This is a genomic window from Prevotella sp. FD3004, assembly GCF_000746155.1.
Classification (GTDB): domain Bacteria; phylum Bacteroidota; class Bacteroidia; order Bacteroidales; family Bacteroidaceae; genus Prevotella.
The window spans coordinates 200275-223189 of sequence record NZ_JQKR01000008.1 but is presented as its reverse complement, the minus strand read 5'-3'; the positions used below and the strand labels follow the sequence as shown (position 1 = coordinate 223189).

Here is a 22915-nt window from a genome sequence, read left to right as displayed (position 1 = left end):
TATACCTTATTTATATTATATATGTAGTTAGTCCTTCTGCTCCGTTGCCAACTCCTGAATTCTGGGGATAATCTTCTCACTGGTACGCATAACATGACGCAGATCCTTATAAAGACGGAATCTGAAGCGCAGCATGCGGAAGTAGAAGAAGATGCCAAAGGGTAGGATGAGACCCGTTGCAATGTTCAGACCTTTTTGTTTGAAAGGACGTGTGTGGGCGTGGGTTGCTATTACGGGATATTGGTTGATTTCGGTGAGTATCAGTTTGTCCTTGGTGTTACTCAAATCCTCGATAGCCGTTTCCAGTATGGTGTTGATGCGCTCAATTTCCTGATCGTCGCCTGCATGGAAGAATACCTTGATGGGGCTAGGCCAGCGCAAAAGCTTGTGGTGCTCGTTATAGGTGACAATCTCCTTGTCCACCTCTTCGAGCATATCTGCATCCTGTTTGTACTTCGGATCTTCAATAATAACCTCCTTGCGGGTAATAGATCGCTTGGTCCTCAAACCGAGTATACGCATGAAGAAACTCTTATAGAGATCGATGTTGAACACTACCGAGTCATTGTTGGCCTTATAGGTGAAGAATGCGGCCAATGGTGTAAGGATGACGGTGGAGATGAGCATGCCGTACCAAACCGTCCATTGGTCGTCGCGTGCCATTTTCTCACCAGTACTGTCAAGAATGTAGTAGATAATAAACACTAAGACCGATATGATGACGGGTACGCCAAGACCACCCTTACGGATGATGGCTCCCAGAGGGGCACCGATGAAGAAGAAGATGATACAAGTCAGTGAAAGCGTGAACTTCTTGATGGCCTGTATCTGGTGAGTTCTTGTACGGCGATGGAGCGCCTTTGCATATGTACCCTTCATCTCGAGATCGTTAATCAACGATGTCGAGTTGTTCATCGCATTCTTTATTGCCTCTTGTTTCTGCTGTTCGTTCAGACGACTGAAAATACTGTCGAAACGAAGTGAAGCCTGAGCAGTCTCCTTCATGATTTTCAGAGAGTCGTTCTTGCTGACGTCAGGTGTTCTGAAGTAGTATGCCTTTCCTTCTTTGTAATAAGCACGGCCTACGCTATCGTTGAACTCCTTGATGGAGTCGATGTCGTGGAGAATTTTCTCCAGTCCCTTAGCTCTGGCATCGTTGGCTATATCGTTCTCGTCAGCCAGGTTAAAGCCCCCATCGAAATCCAGTACGATGCGCTTTTGGGCGAAGGTCTCGCGACGGTAGGGTACATTGGCTGTACCTGCTAGGTCCTGCGAACGCATGTTCTCGTTCCATACGCCATTGTATAGGTTCAGCAGCAAGTGCTTCTTTTCCGCGGTCGACTGCATCATGCCTGAGTCTGCCAAAATGATGGCCTGATCTTCGTAGCTGCCTGTCATGCGGTAGATCATAATGCCGTAGAGCATACCCGTTTTCAGGTCTTTCTTCTGTACGTAGATGTTCGTGTTGGGGATTCCGTCGTAGAAGATGCCTTCAGGAATCTGTAGCTCTGGGCTCTTCTGCTTCATCGAGAGAAGCAGCTGGTAGAAACCCTGATTGGCCTTGGGACCCACCACGTTCTGAAAATAGAATGACATGCCCGCCATCAGTATTGAAATGATGATCAGGGGGCGGAATGCCTGCATCAACGAAATGCCCGCAGCCTTGATAGCTGTAAGCTCAGAACTTTCGCCCAAATTACCGAAGGCGATGAGCGATGACAGCAGGATGGCAAGAGGGAAAGCCTGAGGCATTAGCATCAGTCCCATGTACCAGAAGAACTGTGCCAGCACATCAATCGATAAGCCCTTACCAATCAACTCATCGACATAGCGCCACAAGAACTGCATCATCAGCACAAACTGGCAGATGAAGAATGTTCCCACGAACAGTAAGCCGAACTGCTTCGTGATGAATATGTCTAATTTCTTAATGCGGAGCATAATCAGGGTGCAAAGGTACTGCAAAAAACTCAGATTATGACCTTATTTATTTTATTATTATTAATTTTTAATGTTATAAGCCGCTAGCCCTATGCAGTCTCTCGAGATTACTCTCCCATAGGATTCTGAGTCCGTCCGCGTCGTCATCTTCTGCAAAATCGGTAATCAGTAGGTTCAGATTGTGGGTCAGGTCGCTCTTTTCAATGCGCATTTCCCAATAAGAGTCGTCATCCTCTTCTTCCCACTGCAGTTTTATATGGTCGTATTTTACCAGTTCGATTAATTGCGCTTTTCGTATGTCTTGTTCTGTCCATGGTTCTCCCCATGTGAAGGTGAAGACGCCATTATCTTCTGTAACATGGTCTGCCATCCAGCGCTCAAACCCGTGAGCACTGCTTATCTGTTCCCAAACAATGTTGGGCGACTTCGTATTCAGAGGGTATTCAATGCTGATTTTCTGCTTTCCCATATGCTTATAGGAGTTAGTTATTGTTATTTCTTCGCTACAAAAGTACAAAAATTATTCGAAACACAAAATATTTTCCCGAAAAATTTTGGTAGTTTCAGAAAAAGTAGTACCTTTGCACCCGCTTAACAGATATTCGCCCCCTTGAGGGTGTTTGTTTAGGCAAGAAGATGGCGGGATAGCTCAGCTGGTTAGAGCGCATGATTCATAATCATGAGGTCGCCGGTTCAATCCCGGCTCCCGCTACATAAAAAGGCAACTTTCTGATGAAAGTTGCCTTTTTGTATTCTATGTATCTTTATTTCCGATTATATATGCCGATGGTGAGCAGGAAGGCTACATGACATCCGTTGCGTGGTCTTTCAGATAGCTCAAGTGAGCCTCCTTGCTGTATCATCATCCGTCTGCTAAGTGAAAGTCCGATACCACTCCCAGTACGTTTGGTAGTGAAAAATGGAACGAAGAGTGACTGGCGGTTCTCTGCAGGAATGGGTACGCCATCGTTACCGATATACAAACCAATCTGCTTCTGAATATCATATTGTAAGCCATCGAATTCTTTATCGGCCATCTCAACAACCATGTTCTTGGCTCCTGCCTCTACGGCGTTCTTGGCAAGATTCATCAATACCTGTCGCAACATACCTGCATCTGCATAGACCTTAACCACCGAGAGTATGTCGATTTTCCACGAAAGTTGCGGATATTTGCGACTCACGTCCTCTATCATCGAACGGAGTATGACCTCGTTAAGCACAGGTTCCTCGAGTTCCGACATTTTTCGATAACTTGTTACGAAGTCGCTCAGATGACGTGAAGTCTCATAAATAGCCAGTATCCCATCTTCAAGTGCAGACCCCTTTACATCGGGACGACTTAGCAACGACTGACTAATACTAGTGATGGGTGCTGTGGCATTCATCATCTCGTGGGTGAGCACACGGGTCAGGCGTTCCCATGACTCTACTTCGTTTTGGCTCACCTGTTGACGGATAATCTCACCCAACTTGTTCAGTGTCTTTTGCATGGCACGCTCGCCCGGGAACATGCCTCTGACGGGTAGACGGAAGGTGAAGTCACGGTTGCGTATGGCCTCTTGCATGAGGTGTGCCCTTAGACTTAAACGCCTTTGGTGATGTATAAAGATAAGTATTGCCGACAAACAAAAGCCACCTATTATAATATATAACCAGGTCATAAGCGTTTCATTTTGTTGTATAGCGTCTGTCTGGTAATTCCTAATATCTCCGCTGCATGTGTCAAATTACCATGACAATGGTCAATGGTACGGCGTATGTGCTGGGCTTCCATTTCGTCGAGTGTTACTATCTCCTTCTGCATATCGAGAACGTCTTTCAGCTTGCGAATCAGTTCGTCGTTGTCCCATGGTTTGGTTATGAAGTCGGCGGCACCGTTCTTCAGTCCTTTTACTGCAAGGTTGATGTCTGCATAGGCGGTAATTAGAATCACGGGGGTCTGTGGATGTTGCTTGCGTATAGCGCGAAGCCAGAACAGCCCCTCGTTGCCGCTGTTTACACCAAGGGTGAAGTTCATGTCAAGCAATACGAGATCGACGGTTTGCTGTGCCATGATTTTCAGGATGTCGTCAGGCTGAGAGGTGGTTAGTACTTGCTCGAATGTAGAGTCGAGCAGATAGCGCATTGCTGTTAGGATAGCAGCATTGTCGTCAGCAATAAGTATAGTTCCGTAAGTGTTCATGGGTGCAAAGTTACGAATTAGCAATCAAAAAGCCAAATGAATTTAAGCTTTTTCGAGCGAAAGTAAGATTTGCGTAGCCTAAGATGATTATAATTGTCTAAATATCATACAACCAAGTGTATAAAAATTAGACGATTAGCCTCTGGGAGGATATAAAAGCTTGCAGATAATATGAGAATGCTCTATCTTTGCATCAGAAAAATTTAGTCAACGCGATAAGCAATAAAAACCGAAATTAATATGAGATCAATCATTATTGTTTTCTTCACAGCAATCTCGATGCATGCATGCGCTCAGTCATCGTGGAACATGCAGCAGTGCATGCAGTATGCTGTAGAGCATAATCACGACGTGAAGTGTGCAGAACTCGACCTTGACAACTATAAGGCCAGCAGAACTGGTGCCATTGGTAGTTTTCTGCCAGAAGTTGATGCCAGCACTGGAATCCAATATAATTTTGGACGTGCTATCAATCCTAATACCAATATCTATACCGATGTAAATACATTCTCAAATGGCTATTCTGTCAATACCTCGTTGTCTGTGTTCGATGGATTCAACCGTTTGTATGCTCTTAAGGCTGCCAAGGCTGGGGTTCTGATGGGGCGCCATGCGCTGCGTTTACAGCAGGATCAGGCTGCGCTCAATGTACTTACGGCATTTACGAATGTGGCTTATTACGAGCGTATGGTCGAAATGGCTGCTGAGAAATTGGAGGAGACGACGCTACTTCTGAAACAGACGCGTCTGATGGAAGAGGTTGGACGTAAGAGCCTTACTGACGTAGCCTTGGTGGAGTCGCAACAGGCTGAGGCTAACTATGAACTGACGCGTCAGCAGAATCTCTATGCTTCGGCCTTGCTTGAGTTGAAGAAAGAGATGGCTTTTCCTATCGACGATAGTCTTGCCATTGAGGTGGGTGTGGCTAATGCTTGTTTGGTGGAGATCCCTCATCAGGGCTACTCGCAGGAACACTCCGATTTGCAGAAGACTCACTACCAGATGCTGTCATCAAAACACGAGTGGTATAGGGCGCGTGCCTCACTTTACCCTTCTATCAGCATGAATGCAGGGATAAGTACCAATTACAACAAGGATCTACATGATAAGGATGCCCTCTCGTTCAACAGAATGTTCAAGAGTAATCTTGGTGAGTATGTGTCTGCCTCGCTGACCATTCCCCTGTTCAATCGCCTGCAAACACTGACAAATATCCGCAAGGCAAAGAATAATTATATAAAGGCTCGTGAGACCTATGAGCAGAAGCAGCTCGAACTCGAGAAACTGAGTCGTGAGGCATGGCAGGACTGGCTCGCTTACCAGAAACAGACCCGACAGATGGAAAAGAAGGTAGAAGCCGATAGCCTGTCGTACCAGCTTATGCGTCGTAAATACGAAGAAGGCCTGAGCAATCCTATTGAAGTACATACGACTTCGGTACAGTTGCTGAATTCTAAAGCCACGTTGGTTCAGTGCCAGCTCATGGCTATGGTAAAAGAACAATTAGTCAGATATTATAAAGGAGAAAAAATATGGATAGAGTAATCGAAAAGAAGAAGGGTTTCCAGCTTAAGAAGCATTGGCCCTATGCCATAGGCTCGTGTCTTTTGTTGGCTATCATTTGTTGGGTATTGTTTGGCAATCACGCCTCAACCCTGCGTGTCGATAAGGATGAGCTTACTATCAGTGAGGTGAAGAGTGCCGAGTTTAAAGACTATGTCCGCACCAGTGGTCAGGTTCTGCCTATTCAGGTGATTCAGATTTCACCCGAGGAAGGTGGTATCGTGATGGAGAAGGTGGCTGAAGAGGGAGCAAAAGTAAGAAAGGGTGATGTCATCCTGCGTCTGAGCAATTCAAACCTCGACTTGCAGATTCTTAATGCTGAGGCAGAGTTGGCTGAGAAGCAGAACCTTCTGCGCAATACTCAGGTGTCAATGGCTCAGGATAAGCTGAACAACCAGACAGAGAAGGCTCAGCTCGATATGGACATCCAGCGTAAGAAGCGCGCCTATGAGCAGAACAAACGCCTTTATGCAGAAAAACTCATCAGTCAGGAAGACTATAAACAGTCGCAAGAGGACTATCAGCTCTCTTCCAAGAAACACTCGCTTATCACCCAGCGCCTGAAGCAAGATAGCATCTATCGTTCTGTGCAGGTAGATCAGATGGAGGATAATCTCCAGAACATGCGTCGTAACGTGGTCCTGGTGCGTCAGCGCAAGGATAAGCTCGAGATACGTTCTTCGATTGATGGTGAACTCGGTCTGCTCGATGTAGAACTTGGACAGAGCATTCAGCCTGGTGAGAAGATTGGTCAGATCAACGACCTGTCCGATTATAAGGTTCAAGCCCAGATTGATGAGCATTATATCGACCGTGTGCGTCAGGGACTCATTGCCACCTTCACCCGTGGTGACAAGAAGTACCAGCTTCAAGTACGCAAGGTCTATCCTGAGGTTCGCGAAGGCAAATTCCGTTGCGATTTCGTATTCCGTGGCACTCGCCCCGAGAACATCCGTACGGGCCAGACCTATTATATTGATCTGGAACTTGGCCAGCCAGAGCAGGCAATTATCATTCCCCGCGGCACCTTCTTCCAGACTACAGGTGGACAGTGGATATTTGTTCTCGACAAGAGTGGCTCGAAGGCATATCGTCGTCAGGTGCGTATTGGCCGTCAGAATCCTCTGTACTACGAAGTGCTCGAGGGCTTGGAACCTGGTGAGCGTGTTGTAACCAGCGGCTATGAGGCTTTCAAGGATAACGAAGTATTAGTCATCAACTAAATTAACAACTATGAATATTTTCAGAAACATGCTTTGTATGGCTCGTCGATTCAAGACAGCCACAGCACTCAACTTTCTTGGACTCGTGATCGCTTTCGCGACCTGCTATGTACTATGGACACAGGTGGATTATGCCCGCAACTATAATAAATGTATTCCTGAATCTCAGCGCGTGTATCGTTTAGAGGGGAAAATGGGTGCTGATGCTAACTGGGGCGCTAATATGAGTCGTGGGGTGATAGATCTTATAAGCAATATGCCTGAGGTAGAGATGTTAGGTTATATGAACAGCTTTGCTAATGACGCCTATTTCACTGTCAATGGCAGCGAGGTGAAGGGGCAGATCATGCAGATGAATGGTCGTTTGTTCGAAGTGGCTGGTGCCAAGTGCCTCAGTGGTAAGCTCTCTTTTCTCACAGAACAGGGAGGTAAGGATGGTGGAGTCGTTATTCCTGCTTCGCTGGCCATGAGAGCCTTTGGTGAGGTAAATGTGGCAGGTCGCTATATTAAAGGACAGCGCGACAGCGTCCAAGTGTGTGGCGTTTATGAAGACTTTCCAGAGAATAGCTCTATTAACAACTATGCTTATATGGGGTTGGGTGATGTCTTGAAAGACAATTTCTCGAACTGGAACTACGTCTGCTATGTGCGTCTGCATCAAGGTGTAGACAGTGAGAAGATACAGGCAGCTTTTTCTCAGAAAGTCCGTGAGGAAATTCTTCGCCTTGAGATGAGCAGCGAAGGCATCGACAAACTCACCGACGAGGAACTCGAGGAATTTAATAAGAATTTCGATCGTTATATGGGTAAACAGGCCTATCGCTTAACACCTGTTCTTGAGACTTATTTCTCAGGTGTTGATTCTCATGAGGACAAAGGTAACCCTGCCATGATGTTCGTCTTACAGCTGGCCTGCCTGTTGGTTATCGTCATTGCCGCCATCAACTTCCTGAACTTCACACTGGCACAGAGCCCAATGCGTGTAAAAAGTATCAATACCCGTCTGGTGTTAGGTGAAGGCCTGGGGCGCTTGCGTCTCAATTTGATAGGAGAGTCGGTTCTCATTTCTGTCATAGCCTGCCTGATAGCCATAGGCCTATGCGCTCTTCTGGCTCGGTATCCCACTGATATGCTGCAGGGTAGTATTGCCATTGGCGATCATCGCCTCTTCGTTATAGCCTTGCTGATGCTGGCTGTTGTGGTGGGACTTGTGGCTGGTGTTTATCCTGCAAAGTTCGCCACCTCGTTCCCGCCAGCTCTGGCTCTTAAGGGCTCATTCGGGCTCACTCCTAAGGGGCGCAAGCTTCGCACAGGACTGGTTTGCCTGCAGTTGTTTATATCGCTGCTCATGGTTACATATATCAGCATTCTCTATCTTCAGAGTCACTATATTTATAATTCTGATTATGGCTATGATAAGGACGAGGTTGTATATGCCAACATTGCTCCGATGATGGATAAGAGAACAGCTATCCGTTCTGAACTCCTGCAGCTTTCAGGTGTCAAGGCTGTCAGCTTCTCTAACTTTGTCTTGGGTACCAGCGATACTTATATGGGATGGGGACGTGGTGACGATGATCACAATATTATATTCTCCAGTTTCCCTGTTGATTGGCAGTATCTGCGTACCATGGGTATAGAGGTCGTCGAGGGTCGTGATTTCCGTGAATACGATGGCGATGTTTACATCATCAACGAGGCTGCTCGCAAACAGTGGGATTGGGTGAAGATGGATCAGCCTTTGCTCACCAACGATCTCCCTGTAGTAGGTGTCTGCAAGGATGTGCGTTTTACTTCAGCCCGTCATGACCGTGCCACGCCTATGGCCTTTATCGTCATGGGCGAGAAATATAAAGACTGGGGCGACCGCCTGATAATCGCCAATATTCGTATTGCTGCTAATGTGGATAAGGTACAGATGCGTAAGCAGATTAACGACCTGCTCCACAAGTTCGAGAACTCTGAGCGTGTTGAAACCAGATTCCTTGACCAGACGCTCGAAGACCTCTATCAGGACGAGTTCCGTTTCGTCCGTCAGGTTCTCATCTTCAGCTCAATCTGTCTCATCATCACTCTGATTGGCGTATTCTGCATGACCATGTTCGAAACCGAATATCGTCGTAAGGAAATCGGTATCCGTAAGGTTATGGGGTCTTCTACTGGCGAGGTGTTGCTCATGCTTTGCAGCCGCTACAACTGGCTTCTCATCCTAAGTTTTGTTCTGGCTGCTCCTGTTGCGTGGTATATTGGCCAACAGTGGTTGCAGAGTTTTGCCGAGCGAACACCCATCTATTGGTGGCTCTTCCCGTTGGCCCTACTCGTCGTCGCTATTGTTACTATGCTCACCGTAGTCATTCAGAGCTGGCGCGCTGCCAATGAGAATCCTGTAAACAGCATTAAGAACGAATAAAAAGTCGTATGAAAAGCTATTTTAAATTCCTGAGTCGTCATAGACTCTTCACTATCATCAATATCGTAGGCCTCTGCCTCTCGATGGCCTTCCTGCTGCTGTTGGGCGACCTTATCTATCGCCAGACATCGGTTGAGAACTTCCAGACCCGTGGCGACCGTACCTTTGCCATTGGAAACGAGGAGTTCACCATGTCGCACTTCCGCGTAGGACAAAAACTGCAGGATCGCTTTCCTGAAATCGAGGCCTGGTGCTCTATTTCTGGCTACCACATGTCAACAAAGATTCGTGGACAGCATGTGGATACCAAGATTCTGGTGGTTGCACCTAACTTCTTCGAGTTCTTTGACTACCAGTTATTGACTGGCGACAAGCGCAAGGTACTCAGTGCCCCTAATCAGATGGTGGTCAGCAAGTCGTTTGCCCAGCGCTATTGGCCTGAGGGTGATGCTGTGGGGCAAGAGATAGTGATGGGTGGCAAGGAAGATTCCTCCAATCATATCACCTATACCATCAGTGGTATTATGGACGACTTTGATCGTTCCGTTATTCCCAACGAGTATGAGTGTGTGGTGAATGTAGAGAACCATCGTCATATCAATATGTCGGCCTATGCCGAGAGTATGAATAATGCTGGTAGTAGTGTGGTATTCCTTATGGAGCGTGAAGGCTGCGACCTACGCAGCAAGGCCACAGCCATGCGCGACTATATGAAAACCTTCTTCTGGCTCTACCGGATGGAAGCGGTCAAGGAGGTAACACTGACACCGTTGTCTACCCTCTATTATGATGCTCATGAGTGTTCGCTGGAATCTGGCAAGTTGAATCATGGCAATCGCGATATGGCTCACCTCTATGTGGTGATAGCCTTGTTGGTGCTGGTGTTTGCCATTTTCAACTACGTCAACCTCAGTGTATCGCTCACAACAGAGCGTTCTAAGGAGATGGCCACACGTCGACTGTTGGGTCTGTCGCGTTTGCAGGTGTTCCTCAAGCTCATTGGCGAGAGCATCTTTTTTACGGCCATTGCTTTTGTCGTGGCTTATCTGTTAGCCCTTGTCCTGCAGGATAAGGCTATAGAGATGGCCGCTTGTCCGATGGATCTGTTGAAGGATACAGGCATCATTACGATCATCGGTTTTGTGCTTATCATCGCTTTGGTAGGTGCGTTGGCTGGTTTTGTGCCCGCCTCGATACTCAGTGGCTATCAGCCTATCGATATTGTGCGTGGCACCTTCCGTCGTCGTGTCCGTCAGCGTTGGAGCCATGTACTCATGGTGCTGCAGGCTGTCTTTGCTATCGTCATGCTTACTGTGACACTTCTGCTAGGCAGTAATATTCGTGAGAAGATGGACCAGCCTTTGGGTTATGACATCGATAACATCCTTGAGACCTGGAACATTGCAGGATTTAACCAGTCGCAGCGACAGACCTTCCGCGACAGACTTATGAAGTTACCAGAGGTAGAAGCCGTAGGTTACGGCTATGGAACGCCGCTCAATTACTTGGAGAACCACACTACCCAGGCCGACGATGGTTCTGTGGTAAGTCTGAGCTATTTTATGGGCGACAGTTGTTTCTTCAATATCCTGAACATCCATCCGGAGAAGACCTACTCGGATATGGGTGTAGGTGTGAACCACCAGTTGTTGCGTCAGTTTGGTATGAGCGATGATGCCAAAGAGATAGTGACTACCAGAGGACATATGACCATTCATGTCGCCGCTCTCTATCCTGATTTTGTCTTCCTGAATGTGATGAATGAGGAAGAAAATCCCACACCTTACCTCATATATAAGGAAGACGAATACCGCGATGATAGCAAAAGCGATATACGTGAGAATTACGGCTCGCCACGTATGGCTATTGTGAAGTATCATGGAGATCGTAAGAAAGTTGAGGAGGCGATGATTCGTCTGCTGAAAGAACTGACAGACTATGAGGTGGAAGAAATCCGTTCACTCCGCCAACAGCATCAGACGTGGTACGAGGATTACGAACGATTCCTCAATGTGCTGACTGTCTTCACCGTTGTGGCTTTGCTGATTGCTATACTCGGACTGATGGCAATGAACAGCTACTTCGTAGGTCAGCGTCGCCGTGAGATAGCCGTGCGTCGTGTGTTTGGTGCTGAGATCAGTAGTATCACCCTGCGCCTGCTGCGTACCGTGTTTATGCAGTCACTGGTAGCCGCCATCATCGCCATCCCATTGGCTTACTGGCTGGCACCTGCGGCAGGCAGTATATCAGGTTTGCATGTCGAAATGCAGTTTATGCCGTTGTTGCTCTCGCTGATTATTGTGCTGGTGATAAATGTGCTTACTGCCGCCCTGCAGGGTTGGCGCGCCGCTACCGAGAATCCTATCAACAACATTAAAAACGAATAAGCCATATAAACCATATGAAAAGTTACTTTCGTTTCCTATCACGCAACAAGCTCTACACATTAATCAATGTAGTAGGGCTTGTGGTGTCGCTGATGTTCATCATCCTGATAGGCGACTACACCTGGCGCCAGTACAGCATCGATACCTGGCATCAGAATGCCGACCGTATTTACGTGGTGGGCAACCAGGAGAGCTTTGCCTTGTGGCCAGAGGCTACTGAAGCCATTAAGAATATGTGCCCTGAGGTGGAACAGACCTGTTGTGTACTAAGTCAGAAAGGTAGGATAAAATATGGTCAGCAGGAGGTACAGAATGGCGCTAATGAGAATGGCATCATCATGATGGCCGACTCAACCTTCTTCAGGTTCTTCGATTTCCCCTTGCTGGCAGGTGACAGACAGACGGCTCTTGATGCACCCGATAAGTGTGTGATTACAGAGCGACTGGCTCATCGCTTGTTTGGCGCGAAAGACCCGATAGGCGAGTCGTTACAGGTTATAGGAGAGTTTGAAAGTGACTATGCCAAGGAGTTTTTTGATAGTACGCTGGTATATACCGTAAGTGCAGTTGTAAAGGACCTGGATCATACGGTGCTACCTAACGAGACGCAGATTATTATCAGTATGGAGCGTTATCCGCAGGTGATTGGCTATCGTTTCTTTAATTATCATTTTGCCAGCACCACGATTAGTAGTTGTAAGGCTTTCTTTATGCTACGTCCTGGCATGACGCTTGAAAACAAAGTTAAAACCATCGACGACTATATAGATAAGAATTTCCATACAATCCTGGGCCATCATAAAACGACAGTTACACCGCTCAAGGATATGTTGTTTGCACCTCAAAATAACGGTAAGGGGCTGCTAAAGGGTGACAAGACTCGACTGCGTATTCTGTTAGCCGCTGTATTTGCGCTTCTCTTCTTCGCTGTTAGCAATTATATCAATCTGACGGTTGCTAATACCGGCTTCCGTGCCAAGGAGATAGCTACCCGAAAGCTTTTCGGCAGTAGTCAGTCGCGTGTGTCGCTCAAGCTGATTGCAGAATCTACCTTAATGGTAGCCATCTCGTTTGTGATTGGTTTGTTCCTGGCTGTCAGTTTTCAGGAAGAGGTTAGCCAGTTGTTTAAGGGCAAGATTGCTATATGTGAAGATATTAACGTGATAAGTGTAAGCGTAAGTCTCGTCTTCATCCTGCTGACGGGTATCGTGTCAGGCATCCTGCCATCCATGCTGCTTTCTCGTTTCCAGCCCATTGATATTGTGAAAGGCAACTTCCGTTTCCACTCCAAGATGGTGCTGGGACGTTTGTTCATCATCCTGCAGAATGTGATTACCATTACCATGCTTACAGCCTCGCTTGTTATCTGGTTGCAACTGAACCATCTGATACATGCACCACGCGGTTTCGATGCCAAGAACCTGTATTGTATTATGAGTCCAGATGGAAAGAGTCAGACCATCGGCAAACAACTTGCTGAGTTACCTTTTATCGAGAAAATGGGTACCTATGAGGGAGGACTGTTTAATTATAACTTCCCGTCTGCGCTCGGAGTTGTACGGGGCGATCAGCTCTTGGTGTTGTTCTGTACTACCATAGACCAAGCCTCTTTCGACCTCTTGGGCCTGAAGATTATCAAGGATTACGGTTCTGTAAGTGGTGGCTATTACTTGACGAGAGAAGCCTTGAGACATTTGGGCTATAACGATGAGACGCGTGTGTTAGACTTTGGCACCGGTAGTACCGCTCCGATAAATGGTGTGCTGAATGATATTAAACTGGCCAATGTGCTGAGTGATATTACACAGCCCGATGTTCCGAATGCCGAGGAGCCGCCTTTTGCCATTTGTATAGATAAACATAAGGAGTTCCCGCATTTCCTGGTAAAGACCAATGGCGATAAGAAGGCCAAGGCTGTTTTCCAGGAGATGGTTAAAAAACTCGAAGATCCTAATGCCCCCAAAGTATTTGGTCTGGAACGGGTACAGAGTGTAGAAGAATCTATAGAAAAAGCATTCGCAAAAGAACAGAACACGCTGAAGATTGTGTTGCTCTTTACCCTCATTGCCATCATCATCTCTATCATGGGCTTCGTAGGCTTGTCGCTCTTCTTTATCCGCCAACGTCAGAAGGAGATAGGCCTCCGTAAGATTATGGGGAGTACGTCCGGCGAAGTGATGATGCTGATGCTGCGTATGTTCTGTACGCCGTTGCTGCTATCGTTTGTGATTGCCATCCCCCTGTCGTGGTATGTGATGACCGATTGGCTTAGCAACTTCAGCTATCGCATCAGTCTCAGTCCTTGGATCTTCGTCGTAACCAGTGCCTTTGCCCTGCTGGTAGCTGTACTCTCAGTGAGTCTCCAGATTCTCAAGGCTGTGCGTACCAACCCTGTAGAGAGTATTAAGACGGAGTAATTTTATGTAAAGTGTCAATAAATCATACAATGGAGTGTCTAAAGATTAGACAAACTGCCTCTGAGCAGTTAAAACAACTTGCAAGTAGTGAGAAATAATCGTATCTTTGCGTTGTAATAACGAATAATATTAAATATCATACAACTATGATTAAATTAGAAAACATTCAGAAGGTGTTCCGTACCGAAGAGGTGGAGACCGTAGCCCTGGGCGGCGTATCGCTCGAAGTGAAAAAAGGTGAGTTTGTGGCCATTATGGGTCCCTCAGGTTGTGGTAAGTCAACGTTGCTCAACATTCTGGGCTTGCTTGATAATCCTACCAGTGGCCAGTATCTGTTGGATGGTCAGGATGTGGGCTCGCTCAAGGAGAGTCAGCGCACCAAGGTTCGTAAAGGTCAGATTGGCTTTGTGTTCCAGAGCTTTAACCTGATTGATGAACTGAATGTAGAAGAGAATGTAGAACTGCCATTGACCTATCTGGGCGTACCCAAGAAAGAGCGCAAACAGCGTGTCGATGAGGTGCTTCGTCGCATGTCCATCTCACACCGTTCTCATCACTTCCCCCAGCAGCTCTCCGGTGGTCAGCAGCAGCGTGTTGCCATTGCCCGTGCCGTGGTTACCAACCCCAAGATAATTCTCGCCGATGAGCCCACAGGTAACCTTGACTCAAAGAACGGCCTTGAGGTGATGCAGTTGCTCTCTGAACTGAACAAGGAACAAGGCACCACCATCGTCATGGTGACCCACTCAGAGCGCGACGCTGGTTACGCTCAGCGCATAGTGAGCCTGCTCGATGGTCAGGTGGTACCCGAGGTTAAGCTATAGTTTATTATAGTGTGGCAATCTCTGTCTTGATAGTCTTGAAGGCGTCGCTCGATGTCTTCAAGACTATTTTCGATGGAGCCTTGCCAGCGCGCAGAATCACCATGGCCGAGCCGTTGTACAGACGACGATGGTCTGTGGCGTTGAGTTCCTCGCTGTTCATATCGCCATTCGTTACAGCTACGATGCGGGCATCGCCTGTCACCTCAAACTTCAGCTCGTCCTGTGCCATAGGAACGCGACGCCCCTTGCTATCGATAGCCTCCAGACGGATATGCATCAGGTCCTGTCCGTCAGCCTTCCAGCTAACGTCTTCTGGTGTTGCCTTCAGTCTCACGGCCTTACCTGTGGTTTCAATCCTGTGGCGTGCCACAACCTTCTTGTGGTTGTATGCAACCGCTTCAAGTCTTCCCTCCTGATAGATGATGCCATTCCATCTTATCTGGTTGCGCTGCTTAGCGTCGTTTTTGGGGTTCTGCTTTCTGCCTAGACTCTTACCGTTCAGCAGAAGCTCCACCTCGTCGGCGTTGGTATAGGTGATGAGGCTCAGTTCTGTACCGGGCTTCCTGCACCAGTGATCGCTCATACCATCATTGCCTGTCTGCACACCGTTCCACATCATCTCATTCTTCGAGTCGATTACGGCGATATGTACCACAGGCTCCTCGGGCTTGAAGAACGATTTCATCAGATAAGCTTTGGGCTTTGGCTCTAGTGCGATGTCGAACACGCCTTGCGTCCAACCCTTGGCAGGCCAGCCCTGACTTTCGCCTAAGTAGTCTATGGCGCCCCAGTAGGCCAGACCAATCACCTTGTCGAGGTTCATCTCGAAGAAGTTGGGTCCCATGGCTGATACTGATGCTTCGCTCTGGTAGAACTTCATCCAGGGGAAGCGTCGCCCGTCACCGGGGAAGTACATGTAGCGATAGTTGTAGGCTTGTATGTCTGTCTGCATGGCTAAGTCGTGGGGCAGCGAGTCGGTGTCCCAGTTACGATAGCGGGGGTGCATGGCTACGGTCACCAGTCGTGTAGAGTCGTAGCGCTGTAGCAGGGTTTTCTGTAGTTTATACAAGGTCACTCCGAAGTCGTTGTATGGCATGTTGGGATCCTGCTGCAGCTCGTTGCCAAGGCTCCAGAGGATTACTGACGGCGAGTTGCGGTCGCGTTTCACCCATTCGGGTATGTCGTGCTGCCATAGTTCCTCGAACGCCACCTTACCGCCAGTGTGCTGACGGGTCCACTTGTCGTAAAGCTCGTCGACCACCAGAATGCCCAGCTTGTCGCAAAGGCGGATGAAGTCGCGGCTATAGGGATTGTGTGAGGTACGAATGTGGTTCATGCCAAACTGTTTCATCAACCTGATGCGCTTCTCGATGGCTTTGGGGTAGGCAGCAGCACCCAGAGCGCCGAGGGTGTGGTGATTGGCATATCCCTTCAGAAGCACCTTCCGTCCGTTCAGCTTCAGGCCGAAGTCGGAGCCGAACTCAATGCTGCGTATGCCAAACGTCTCACAGGTCTCGTCGGCGGCAGTGCCGTCTTCACGCAGCAGCTGAGCCTTTACGGTATACAGATAAGGTGTGTCGAGGTCCCACACCTTTGGGTTACTGATTTCAATATCAGTTGCAATGCACTCTTCCTGATGACGGGCCATCTTATGGCGCTTCAGGGCAATGGTCTGGTTGTAGACCGTTTCACCTTCTGGTGATACAATTTGCAGCGCTATGCTGGTGGCGGCGCTCTTTGTGCGGTTGGTAAAGTCGGCGCTGATGCTTACATACTTATTGTCGCGCGTGGTGATGTAGAGCGGATGGCGTCCGAAGAACAGCTCCTTCGGTGTGCTGACGATGCTCACGTTACGTATCAGTCCGCCCCCCGTATACCAACGTGAGTTCCCTGGCTCGCGGGTGTCTGCCACCACTTCGATCAGGTTGTCTTCGCCGTATTTCAAGTCATCGGTGATGTCAATCTCAAAGCCAACGTAGCCGTAGTTCGTGCCGCCCACATGCTTCATGTTCAGGTAGACGTCGGCAGTGTACATGATTCCCTCGAAGTCGAGCATCACGCGCTGCCCCTTCATACTCTCCGCTGGCGTATAGTGCAGACGGTAATAGCCCTTGCCCATTTCTTTGAATCCGCGACTCGACAGGCGGCTCTTGATGTTGGCTGCCACGTCGGTGTTGTCGGGCCTCTCGTCAGCGGCAGGAGCCACCCAGGGCTGCTCTATCTGGAAGTCGTGAGGCACGTCGATCTTCTTCCATGCTCCCTCATCGTTTAATCTGAACTCCCATCCGAAGTTAAGGTTCTGCACGCAGCGCTGTGCCGATGAGCTGATGATGTTAAAAACGCAAAGTGCTATTAGTGCTGTCCGTTTCATATTCTACTTTACCAGTTTATAGTATTCTACACCGCCGAGGAGAAAGCAGCCAGTGCCGTAATCCTCGAAATCGGGCACCTTCGTGTAAGAGAGCGGCTGACCTGCCGAGGGGTCTTTTCCTGTGCCCTGCGCCCAACCAAGGAAACCGTCGGGGTGTACGCAGTCGCGCACCAGTCCCTTCCAGGCGCGGTCGCAAACGGGTTTATAGACCTTCGCCTTCAGGTAGCCCTTCTGGATGCCCCAGCTCATGCCATAGAGGAAGAGCGCCGTACCTGTCATCTCCTTACCCCCGAAGTCTGCATAGCTTACCAGACTTGGGTTCCAGAGTCCGTCCTCCTGTCGCTGACAGTTCTTCAGGGCCTCGCTCATCAGTAGGAAATCCTTCTTCAGCTGTTTGTAGTACTGGTCTTTTGGCGACAGCAGGTTCATGCAGCGCACCAAGGCGGCATATACCCATCCGTTGCCGCGGCTCCAATAGCAGTTCTTCCCGTCGGGGGTGGCGTAGGGAGCTACGTAGTCTTTATCTCTCCACCAGAGTCCTTCCTTCTCGTTGAACAGACCGCCAGCCAGCGTGTCGCGGCTCCACAGATACATCTTCATGGCGTGATCGGCATATTTGCGTTCGCCCGTGATCTTATATATCTGCATGTAGAGCGGCATGGCCATCTGGATGGCGTCAATCCACGTCCACCAGCCGTAGAGTGCCCCTTTGGCCTCTGGCTTGTGTGTGTTGGGCGTCTTCATCTGGTTGTTCAGGTTCTCTATGATTCTGGCAATCTTCTCTTCGCCCCCGCTCTGCATGTAACGGTCGGCATAAGTCTGTCCGCAGCACTGGTCGTCGGCATCGTTTGTCCTCACACCATTGCGTGGGGTCCACTGGTGGAAGTTTGCCCAGCGGTCGGTATAGTCGATATATCGCTCCTGCGGGTCAATCTCGTAGAGTGCCATCAGTCCCTCGTAGTACACGGCTCTGGTCCAGAGCGACGAGGGGCGCACGCGGTTCACGTTCGTGGGCAGGGTAGGGTCGGCATATTTCGCCATGAAGTAGTCGTTGGCCAGCCGTAGTGTCTTCATCACGTCGTCGGCCTTGTCTTGGGCGAAAGTAACGGATACCATCGCAAGAGCGAGGAGTGTTAAGATGGTTTTCTTCATTGTCTTGTAGCTTTAGTTTATTAAATTCGTGACTTTTCAAGTCGCAAAGATAGGTATTTTCTCCGAATACTCCATCACTTTTGCCAAAAATCAAAGTCTTTCTCGCAAAAAGTAAAGGGTTTCGCATGTTACTGTGAGACAAGAACCTGGCTTCTTGTGAAAATGTAAAGAATGTATGCCTAAAAAAGTGCTCTCTGAGTTGCTCAATCTAGATTGACGAACAGCGCTTTAAGGGCTTACTACCGACAGAAAACGGGTTTGTCGTAAGCAAACTCAGGGTTTCCTTACGACAAATTATGGGTTTCATTACGACAAACTTGGGGTCTCTCAAGGTAAAACAACTTGTTTTACTTTTGTAGAGATAACCTCCAAAGGTGAAAGAGATAGTCTTTTCGAGGACAAAACAAGTTGTTTTGTTCCGAAAGAAGCTATCTTAACGAGCGCTGAAGACTATCCTTTTCTGTAATCATCACGTTATCAGTGACTTATAAAAACGGTCCAAAACTCGCGTATTTGCGACCATTGGACCGTTTGCTGACTACGGCGCAATTCTCACGAAGCCGTTTGTCAGAAGTTTTATAGTTATATTAGTTGCAGATGTCGTTTAACGTACCACGAGTACGAAGCCGCCTCTGGGCTGGCATTTCATCTCGGTGGGCAGGACCTTGGCTGTGCTGATGTCCCACGACTTGTTGGCGCTGTCGGCAAAGATGCTGATGCGGCTGCCGCTGATGAAACTCAGGTCAAGGTTCAGCGTCTTGGGTTCGTCGCTACCGTTGATGCCTGCTACATACCATGTATTGCCACTGCGTCGGGCCAGTACGGCACTCTCGCCAGGATAGCCGCTCACGAAACGTGTCTCATCCCATACGGTGGGCAGCTGACCGAAAAAGTCCTGTACCTGCTGGGGCTGCGCATAATAGCTCTCGGGCTTATCGGCCAAGTGCTGCAAAGTACTCTCATAGAGTACGGTGAGCGCCAGCTCATGAGCGTTGGAAGTGATGTGCGGATGCTGCGAGTCGCTGAAGGCACAGGGCGTATAGTCCATCGGCCCGACAACGTTACGGGTAAAAGGTAGGGTGGCGTTATGACGGGCGGCCTGACTGGTAAACGTGGGAACGTTGTTATACCACTCGGCGCCATAGACCCCCTCGGTAGACACGAGGTTAGGCCACGTGCGTTGCCAGCCGCGAGGAATGGTGGCGCCATGGAAGTTTACCAGCAGATGATGGCGGGCTGCGCTCTCCAACAGGTCGATGCAGTAGTCCATGTTCAACTGGTTGTCGCCTGAGAAGAAGTCGATCTTCACACCAGCCACACCGATTATCTCACACCATGCAAACTCCTTCTCACGATCCTCAGGTTTGTTGAGGCGGAACTTCGGAGTGGGTGCACCGTCTATCCAGCCCACGCTGGAGTTGTACCAGATGATGGGGCGTATGCCTTTCCCTACGGCATAGCTCACGGCATCCTCGATGGTCTTGCCATCCTTCATCTCGTCCCACTCGGCATCGATAAGCACGTAGGGCAGATGGAGACGAACGGCCATGTCGACATATTTCTTAATGATGCTGTAGTCATTGCTGCCGTGATTGTAGGCCCAGTATATCCACGACACCACACCAGGGCGTATCCACTCCGTGTCGCTGAGTTGCGAAGGCTCGGAAACGTCGGTGATGAGCGTCGACTCAACCACCGTGGCCAGCGTACCGATGATAGCTGTGCGCCAAGGGGTGTGCCAGTTGCCGCTGATGTGAAGAGGGTTCTCTGCGGGTGTCACCTTAAACAGTTCTCCGTCGTTATAGAGGCACGAAGCACTCTGACTGTGCTCGATGTTTGCCTCGGAAATCAGAGTAAAGATCCCGTCTGCGGGTTCGAGCAGGGCGGGGTAGCCCCAGCGGATATTCCAGCCATCGGCCGACTTGGTGATGCCGCTGTAGTTACGAACGGGCAGAGTCTTATAAGAGGTGGTCAGGGGGAAGAATCCCTCGTAGGAGTCGGTCCATTGCTGCATCCAGCGCCTGGTACCCTCGGTAATGCGATAGGTGGTGAGCTCTTTGGGCAGCGTGGCATCCTTCAGGTCGGTGAACTCGTAGCGGAAGGCAATGCCGTCATTATAGAGACGCATCACCAGACGGGTGTTCTCGCCCAACGGCGATACGTATTCGTTGGCCTCGTTGCTGCATTGCAGGCGTTTGCCGCCCAGCATGGTGTAGCTCTCGCTGAGGTTCCGACAGAAACTAAGTGCCTGAAGGGCGGTGCCGCCCTCGAAGCCAACCGCTGGGATGTCGAGAACCTGCTGCTGATTGTAACTCACGGTGATGCCGCCGTTCTTGACATCAGCGGTGATGAGACCGTTAGGTGAGGCGCCCTGTTGGGCTGAAACCTGTAAGCCGAGGCAGGCAACGGCCATGGCAATTAAGAATCTTCTCATATTACTGGAAATCGACTAAGATACGGAATACTTTGCCAGGATTGGCCGACCACTCCTGCATGGCATCAAGAGCCTCCTCGGGCTTTACCTCGCTGCTGATAAGACGGTCGACAGGACAAGTGCCACGCTCCAGATAATGAATGACGGCACGGAAGTCGGAAGGCTGGGCATTGCGAGAACCGCGGATGTCGAGTTCCTTCTGTACGAAATACTTCGTCTGGAACGATACCTCGCTCTTGGCATAGCCGATGCAGACGACACGGCCTGTGAAGGCCACTTCGTTGACAGCCATCTGATAGGTCATGGGGCTTCCCACAGCCTCGATCACTACGTCGGGACCAAAGCCGGCGGTGAGTTCTTGTAGGCGGGCATGCACATCCTCGGTCTTGGTGTTGATGGCGTAGGTGGCGCCCATCTCCTTGGCCAGTGCCAGTTTCTCATCGTCGATGTCGGCGGCAATGACGGTAGCACCACGCAGTGCAGAGCGAACCACAGCTCCCATACCCACCATGCCACAGCCAATGACCATCACCACGTCGATATCTGTCACCTGGGCGCGGTTCACGGCATGGAATCCTACACTCATCGGTTCGATAAGAGCACAGGTGCGGGGTGTGAGCCGTGTGGCGGGAATCACCTTCTCCCAAGGCAGGGCGATATATTCGCACATGGCTCCCCAGCGCTGGACACCCAGCGTCTCGTTGTGTTCACAGGCATTCACACGGCCGTTGCGGCATGAGGCACACTTGCCACAGTTGGTATAGGGGTTGACGGTGACGGTCATGCCTGGCTTCAGGCCATCGGGCACGTTACTGCCTACCTTCACAATCTCGGCTCCTACCTCGTGTCCTGGCACTACGGGCATCTTTACCATGGGGTTACCTCCGCGGAAGGTGTTTAGGTCGCTTCCGCAAAAGCCTACGTATCTCATCTTCAATAGCACTTCGTTGTCGCCCATCGTGGGTTCGGCCATATCGATAACCTTCATCACCGAAGGCTCACTAATCTGTATTGCTTTCATACTTTTACCTTTTTACTTTTTACCTTTTCACGAGTTCTTCCACCGAGAGAACATCTGGTCGCCGATAATCTCCTGTACCTTCTTGACAAGCTGAGTGTCCATAGGCTCGTTGACGTAGCCGATGTTCTTCAGCACATTGTCGGGGTTGGCACTGCTGAAGAGGGTGGTGGCAATGCGAGGGTTGAGACTGGTGGAGAACTGGATGGCCAGTTTCTCTATCGGATAACCCTGTTCCTGACAGTAGGCGGCAGCACGGGCACAGGCAGTCTGCAGTTCCTGACAAGCGGGATGCCATGCGGGAGCACCGCGTTGAGAGAGCAGCCCCATAGACAAGGGCGAGGCGTTGATGACACCCACGTTGTGCTGCTCGAAGAATTCGAGATAATCCAGCAGCAACGTGTCGTTGAGTGAATAGTGGCAGAAGTTCAGAATGCTCTCTACTGTTCCTTCCTCAACATGCTCAATGACCCATTTCAGGTTCTCTGGCTGAAGGTCGGTGATACCTACATGACCTACAATGCCTTTCTTCTTCAGTTCTACGAGGGCGGGCAGCGTCTCGTCGCACACCTTTTGCAGGCCTCCCTCCATATCGCCTTGGAACTCGATGTCGTGGACGTTGATGAGGTCGATATAGTCCACATTCAGACGTTCCATGCTTTCGTAGACACTCTCTGTGGCACGACGGGCACTGTAGTCCCAGGTGTTAACTCCATCCTTGCCATAGCGGCCTACCTTGGTTGACAGATAGAATTTGTCGCGTGGGATCTCCTTCAGTGCCTTGCCCAGCACCATCTCGGCTTTGAGATGACCGTAGTAGGGCGACACATCGATGAAGTTGATACCATTGTCGACAGCCGTATGAACGGCTCGGATACCTTCATCCTCGCGGATACCATGGAAAACACCGCCAAGCGACGAAGCACCGAAACTGAGGTTCGATACGCGCATGCCGGTTTTTCCGATTTCATTGTAAACCATAGTTGATAA

General features: G+C 49.4%; 15 protein-coding genes and 1 tRNA gene. 7 read left to right on the top strand and 9 right to left on the bottom strand.

Annotation, left to right across the window (positions count from 1 at the left end; translation table 11 throughout):
* Positions 1-27: 27 nt before the first annotated feature.
* Both T325_RS01125 and T325_RS01120 read right to left on the bottom strand, forming a co-directional pair.
* A complete protein-coding gene (locus tag T325_RS01125; protein ID WP_036909668.1) occupies positions 28-1941 on the bottom strand; it encodes an LptF/LptG family permease in 1914 nt (637 codons plus the stop codon).
* 73 nt (positions 1942-2014) lie between these two features.
* A complete protein-coding gene (locus tag T325_RS01120; RefSeq protein WP_036909667.1) occupies positions 2015-2410 on the bottom strand; it encodes an START-like domain-containing protein in 396 nt (131 codons plus the stop codon).
* Positions 2411-2579: 169 nt separating this feature from the next.
* On the opposite strand from T325_RS01120, the gene T325_RS01115 reads away from it, so the two are divergent.
* A tRNA-Met gene (locus T325_RS01115) sits at positions 2580-2653 on the top strand.
* A 52-nt stretch (positions 2654-2705) separates the two neighbouring features.
* Here T325_RS01115 and T325_RS01110 read toward each other — a convergent pair.
* Entirely contained in the window at positions 2706-3509 is an 804-nt protein-coding gene (locus T325_RS01110) for a sensor histidine kinase (RefSeq protein ID WP_231622166.1), read from the bottom strand.
* 92 nt (positions 3510-3601) lie between these two features.
* Positions 3602-4126, bottom strand: coding sequence for a response regulator (locus tag T325_RS01105; protein ID WP_036909665.1), 525 nt, complete (start codon positions 4124-4126; stop codon positions 3602-3604).
* Positions 4127-4366: 240 nt separating this feature from the next.
* Between T325_RS01105 and T325_RS01100 the strand changes: the two genes are divergently transcribed.
* From T325_RS01100 to T325_RS01075, 6 genes are all read left to right on the top strand, one after another.
* Positions 4367-5671, top strand: a complete 1305-nt coding sequence (locus tag T325_RS01100; RefSeq protein WP_036909664.1) for a TolC family protein — start codon at positions 4367-4369, stop codon at positions 5669-5671.
* Positions 5659-6912, top strand: coding sequence for an efflux RND transporter periplasmic adaptor subunit (locus tag T325_RS01095; protein WP_036909663.1), 1254 nt, complete (start codon positions 5659-5661; stop codon positions 6910-6912). Before T325_RS01100 ends, T325_RS01095 begins: the two co-directional genes overlap by 13 nt.
* 10 nt (positions 6913-6922) lie before the next feature.
* Positions 6923-9322 carry an ABC transporter permease gene (locus tag T325_RS01090; protein ID WP_036909662.1) on the top strand — a complete coding sequence of 800 codons (2400 nt, stop codon included), beginning with the start codon at positions 6923-6925 and terminating at the stop codon, positions 9320-9322.
* Between the two features lie 8 nt (positions 9323-9330).
* Positions 9331-11709 (top strand): ABC transporter permease, encoded by a 2379-nt coding sequence (locus T325_RS01085; RefSeq protein WP_036909661.1) that lies wholly within the window; start codon positions 9331-9333, stop codon positions 11707-11709.
* Positions 11710-11723: 14 nt separating this feature from the next.
* Positions 11724-14126, top strand: a complete 2403-nt coding sequence (locus tag T325_RS01080) for an ABC transporter permease (protein ID WP_036909660.1) — start codon at positions 11724-11726, stop codon at positions 14124-14126.
* A 146-nt stretch (positions 14127-14272) separates the two neighbouring features.
* The gene (locus T325_RS01075) at positions 14273-14950 is read left to right on the top strand and encodes an ABC transporter ATP-binding protein (RefSeq protein ID WP_036909659.1); all 678 of its coding nucleotides are present in this window, start codon (positions 14273-14275) and stop codon (positions 14948-14950) included.
* Between the two features lie 4 nt (positions 14951-14954).
* On the opposite strand, the gene T325_RS01070 is transcribed toward T325_RS01075, so the two are convergent.
* The 5 genes from T325_RS01070 to T325_RS01050 all read right to left on the bottom strand — a co-directional run bounded on the left by T325_RS01070 (position 14955) and on the right by T325_RS01050 (position 22906).
* Positions 14955-17321 carry a glycoside hydrolase family 2 TIM barrel-domain containing protein gene (locus T325_RS01070; RefSeq protein WP_036909658.1) on the bottom strand — a complete coding sequence of 789 codons (2367 nt, stop codon included), beginning with the start codon at positions 17319-17321 and terminating at the stop codon, positions 14955-14957.
* 3 nt (positions 17322-17324) lie between these two features.
* Positions 17325-18473, bottom strand: a complete 1149-nt coding sequence (locus tag T325_RS01065; RefSeq protein WP_036909657.1) for a glycoside hydrolase family 88/105 protein — start codon at positions 18471-18473, stop codon at positions 17325-17327.
* 604 nt (positions 18474-19077) lie between these two features.
* Positions 19078-20907 (bottom strand): glycoside hydrolase family 97 protein, encoded by a 1830-nt coding sequence (locus T325_RS01060; protein WP_036909656.1) that lies wholly within the window; start codon positions 20905-20907, stop codon positions 19078-19080.
* Between the two features lies 1 nt (position 20908).
* Entirely contained in the window at positions 20909-21928 is a 1020-nt protein-coding gene (locus T325_RS01055) for a zinc-binding alcohol dehydrogenase family protein (protein ID WP_036909655.1), read from the bottom strand.
* Between the two features lie 27 nt (positions 21929-21955).
* Complete coding sequence (locus tag T325_RS01050) at positions 21956-22906, bottom strand: aldo/keto reductase (protein WP_036909654.1); 951 nt, start codon at positions 22904-22906, stop codon at positions 21956-21958.
* Positions 22907-22915: the final 9 nt, after the last annotated feature.

Coding starts and splice junctions, on each gene's coding strand:
- T325_RS01125 (WP_036909668.1), bottom strand. CDS start 1,941: ATGCTCCGCATTAAGAAATTAGACATATTCATCACGAAGCAGTTCGGC.
- T325_RS01120 (WP_036909667.1), bottom strand. CDS start 2,410: ATGGGAAAGCAGAAAATCAGCATTGAATACCCTCTGAATACGAAGTCG.
- T325_RS01110 (WP_231622166.1), bottom strand. CDS start 3,509: ATGCAAGAGGCCATACGCAACCGTGACTTCACCTTCCGTCTACCCGTC.
- T325_RS01105 (WP_036909665.1), bottom strand. CDS start 4,126: ATGAACACTTACGGAACTATACTTATTGCTGACGACAATGCTGCTATC.
- T325_RS01100 (WP_036909664.1), top strand. CDS start 4,367: ATGAGATCAATCATTATTGTTTTCTTCACAGCAATCTCGATGCATGCA.
- T325_RS01095 (WP_036909663.1), top strand. CDS start 5,659: ATGGATAGAGTAATCGAAAAGAAGAAGGGTTTCCAGCTTAAGAAGCAT.
- T325_RS01090 (WP_036909662.1), top strand. CDS start 6,923: ATGAATATTTTCAGAAACATGCTTTGTATGGCTCGTCGATTCAAGACA.
- T325_RS01085 (WP_036909661.1), top strand. CDS start 9,331: ATGAAAAGCTATTTTAAATTCCTGAGTCGTCATAGACTCTTCACTATC.
- T325_RS01080 (WP_036909660.1), top strand. CDS start 11,724: ATGAAAAGTTACTTTCGTTTCCTATCACGCAACAAGCTCTACACATTA.
- T325_RS01075 (WP_036909659.1), top strand. CDS start 14,273: ATGATTAAATTAGAAAACATTCAGAAGGTGTTCCGTACCGAAGAGGTG.
- T325_RS01070 (WP_036909658.1), bottom strand. CDS start 17,321: ATGAAACGGACAGCACTAATAGCACTTTGCGTTTTTAACATCATCAGC.
- T325_RS01065 (WP_036909657.1), bottom strand. CDS start 18,473: ATGAAGAAAACCATCTTAACACTCCTCGCTCTTGCGATGGTATCCGTT.
- T325_RS01060 (WP_036909656.1), bottom strand. CDS start 20,907: ATGAGAAGATTCTTAATTGCCATGGCCGTTGCCTGCCTCGGCTTACAG.
- T325_RS01055 (WP_036909655.1), bottom strand. CDS start 21,928: ATGAAAGCAATACAGATTAGTGAGCCTTCGGTGATGAAGGTTATCGAT.
- T325_RS01050 (WP_036909654.1), bottom strand. CDS start 22,906: ATGGTTTACAATGAAATCGGAAAAACCGGCATGCGCGTATCGAACCTC.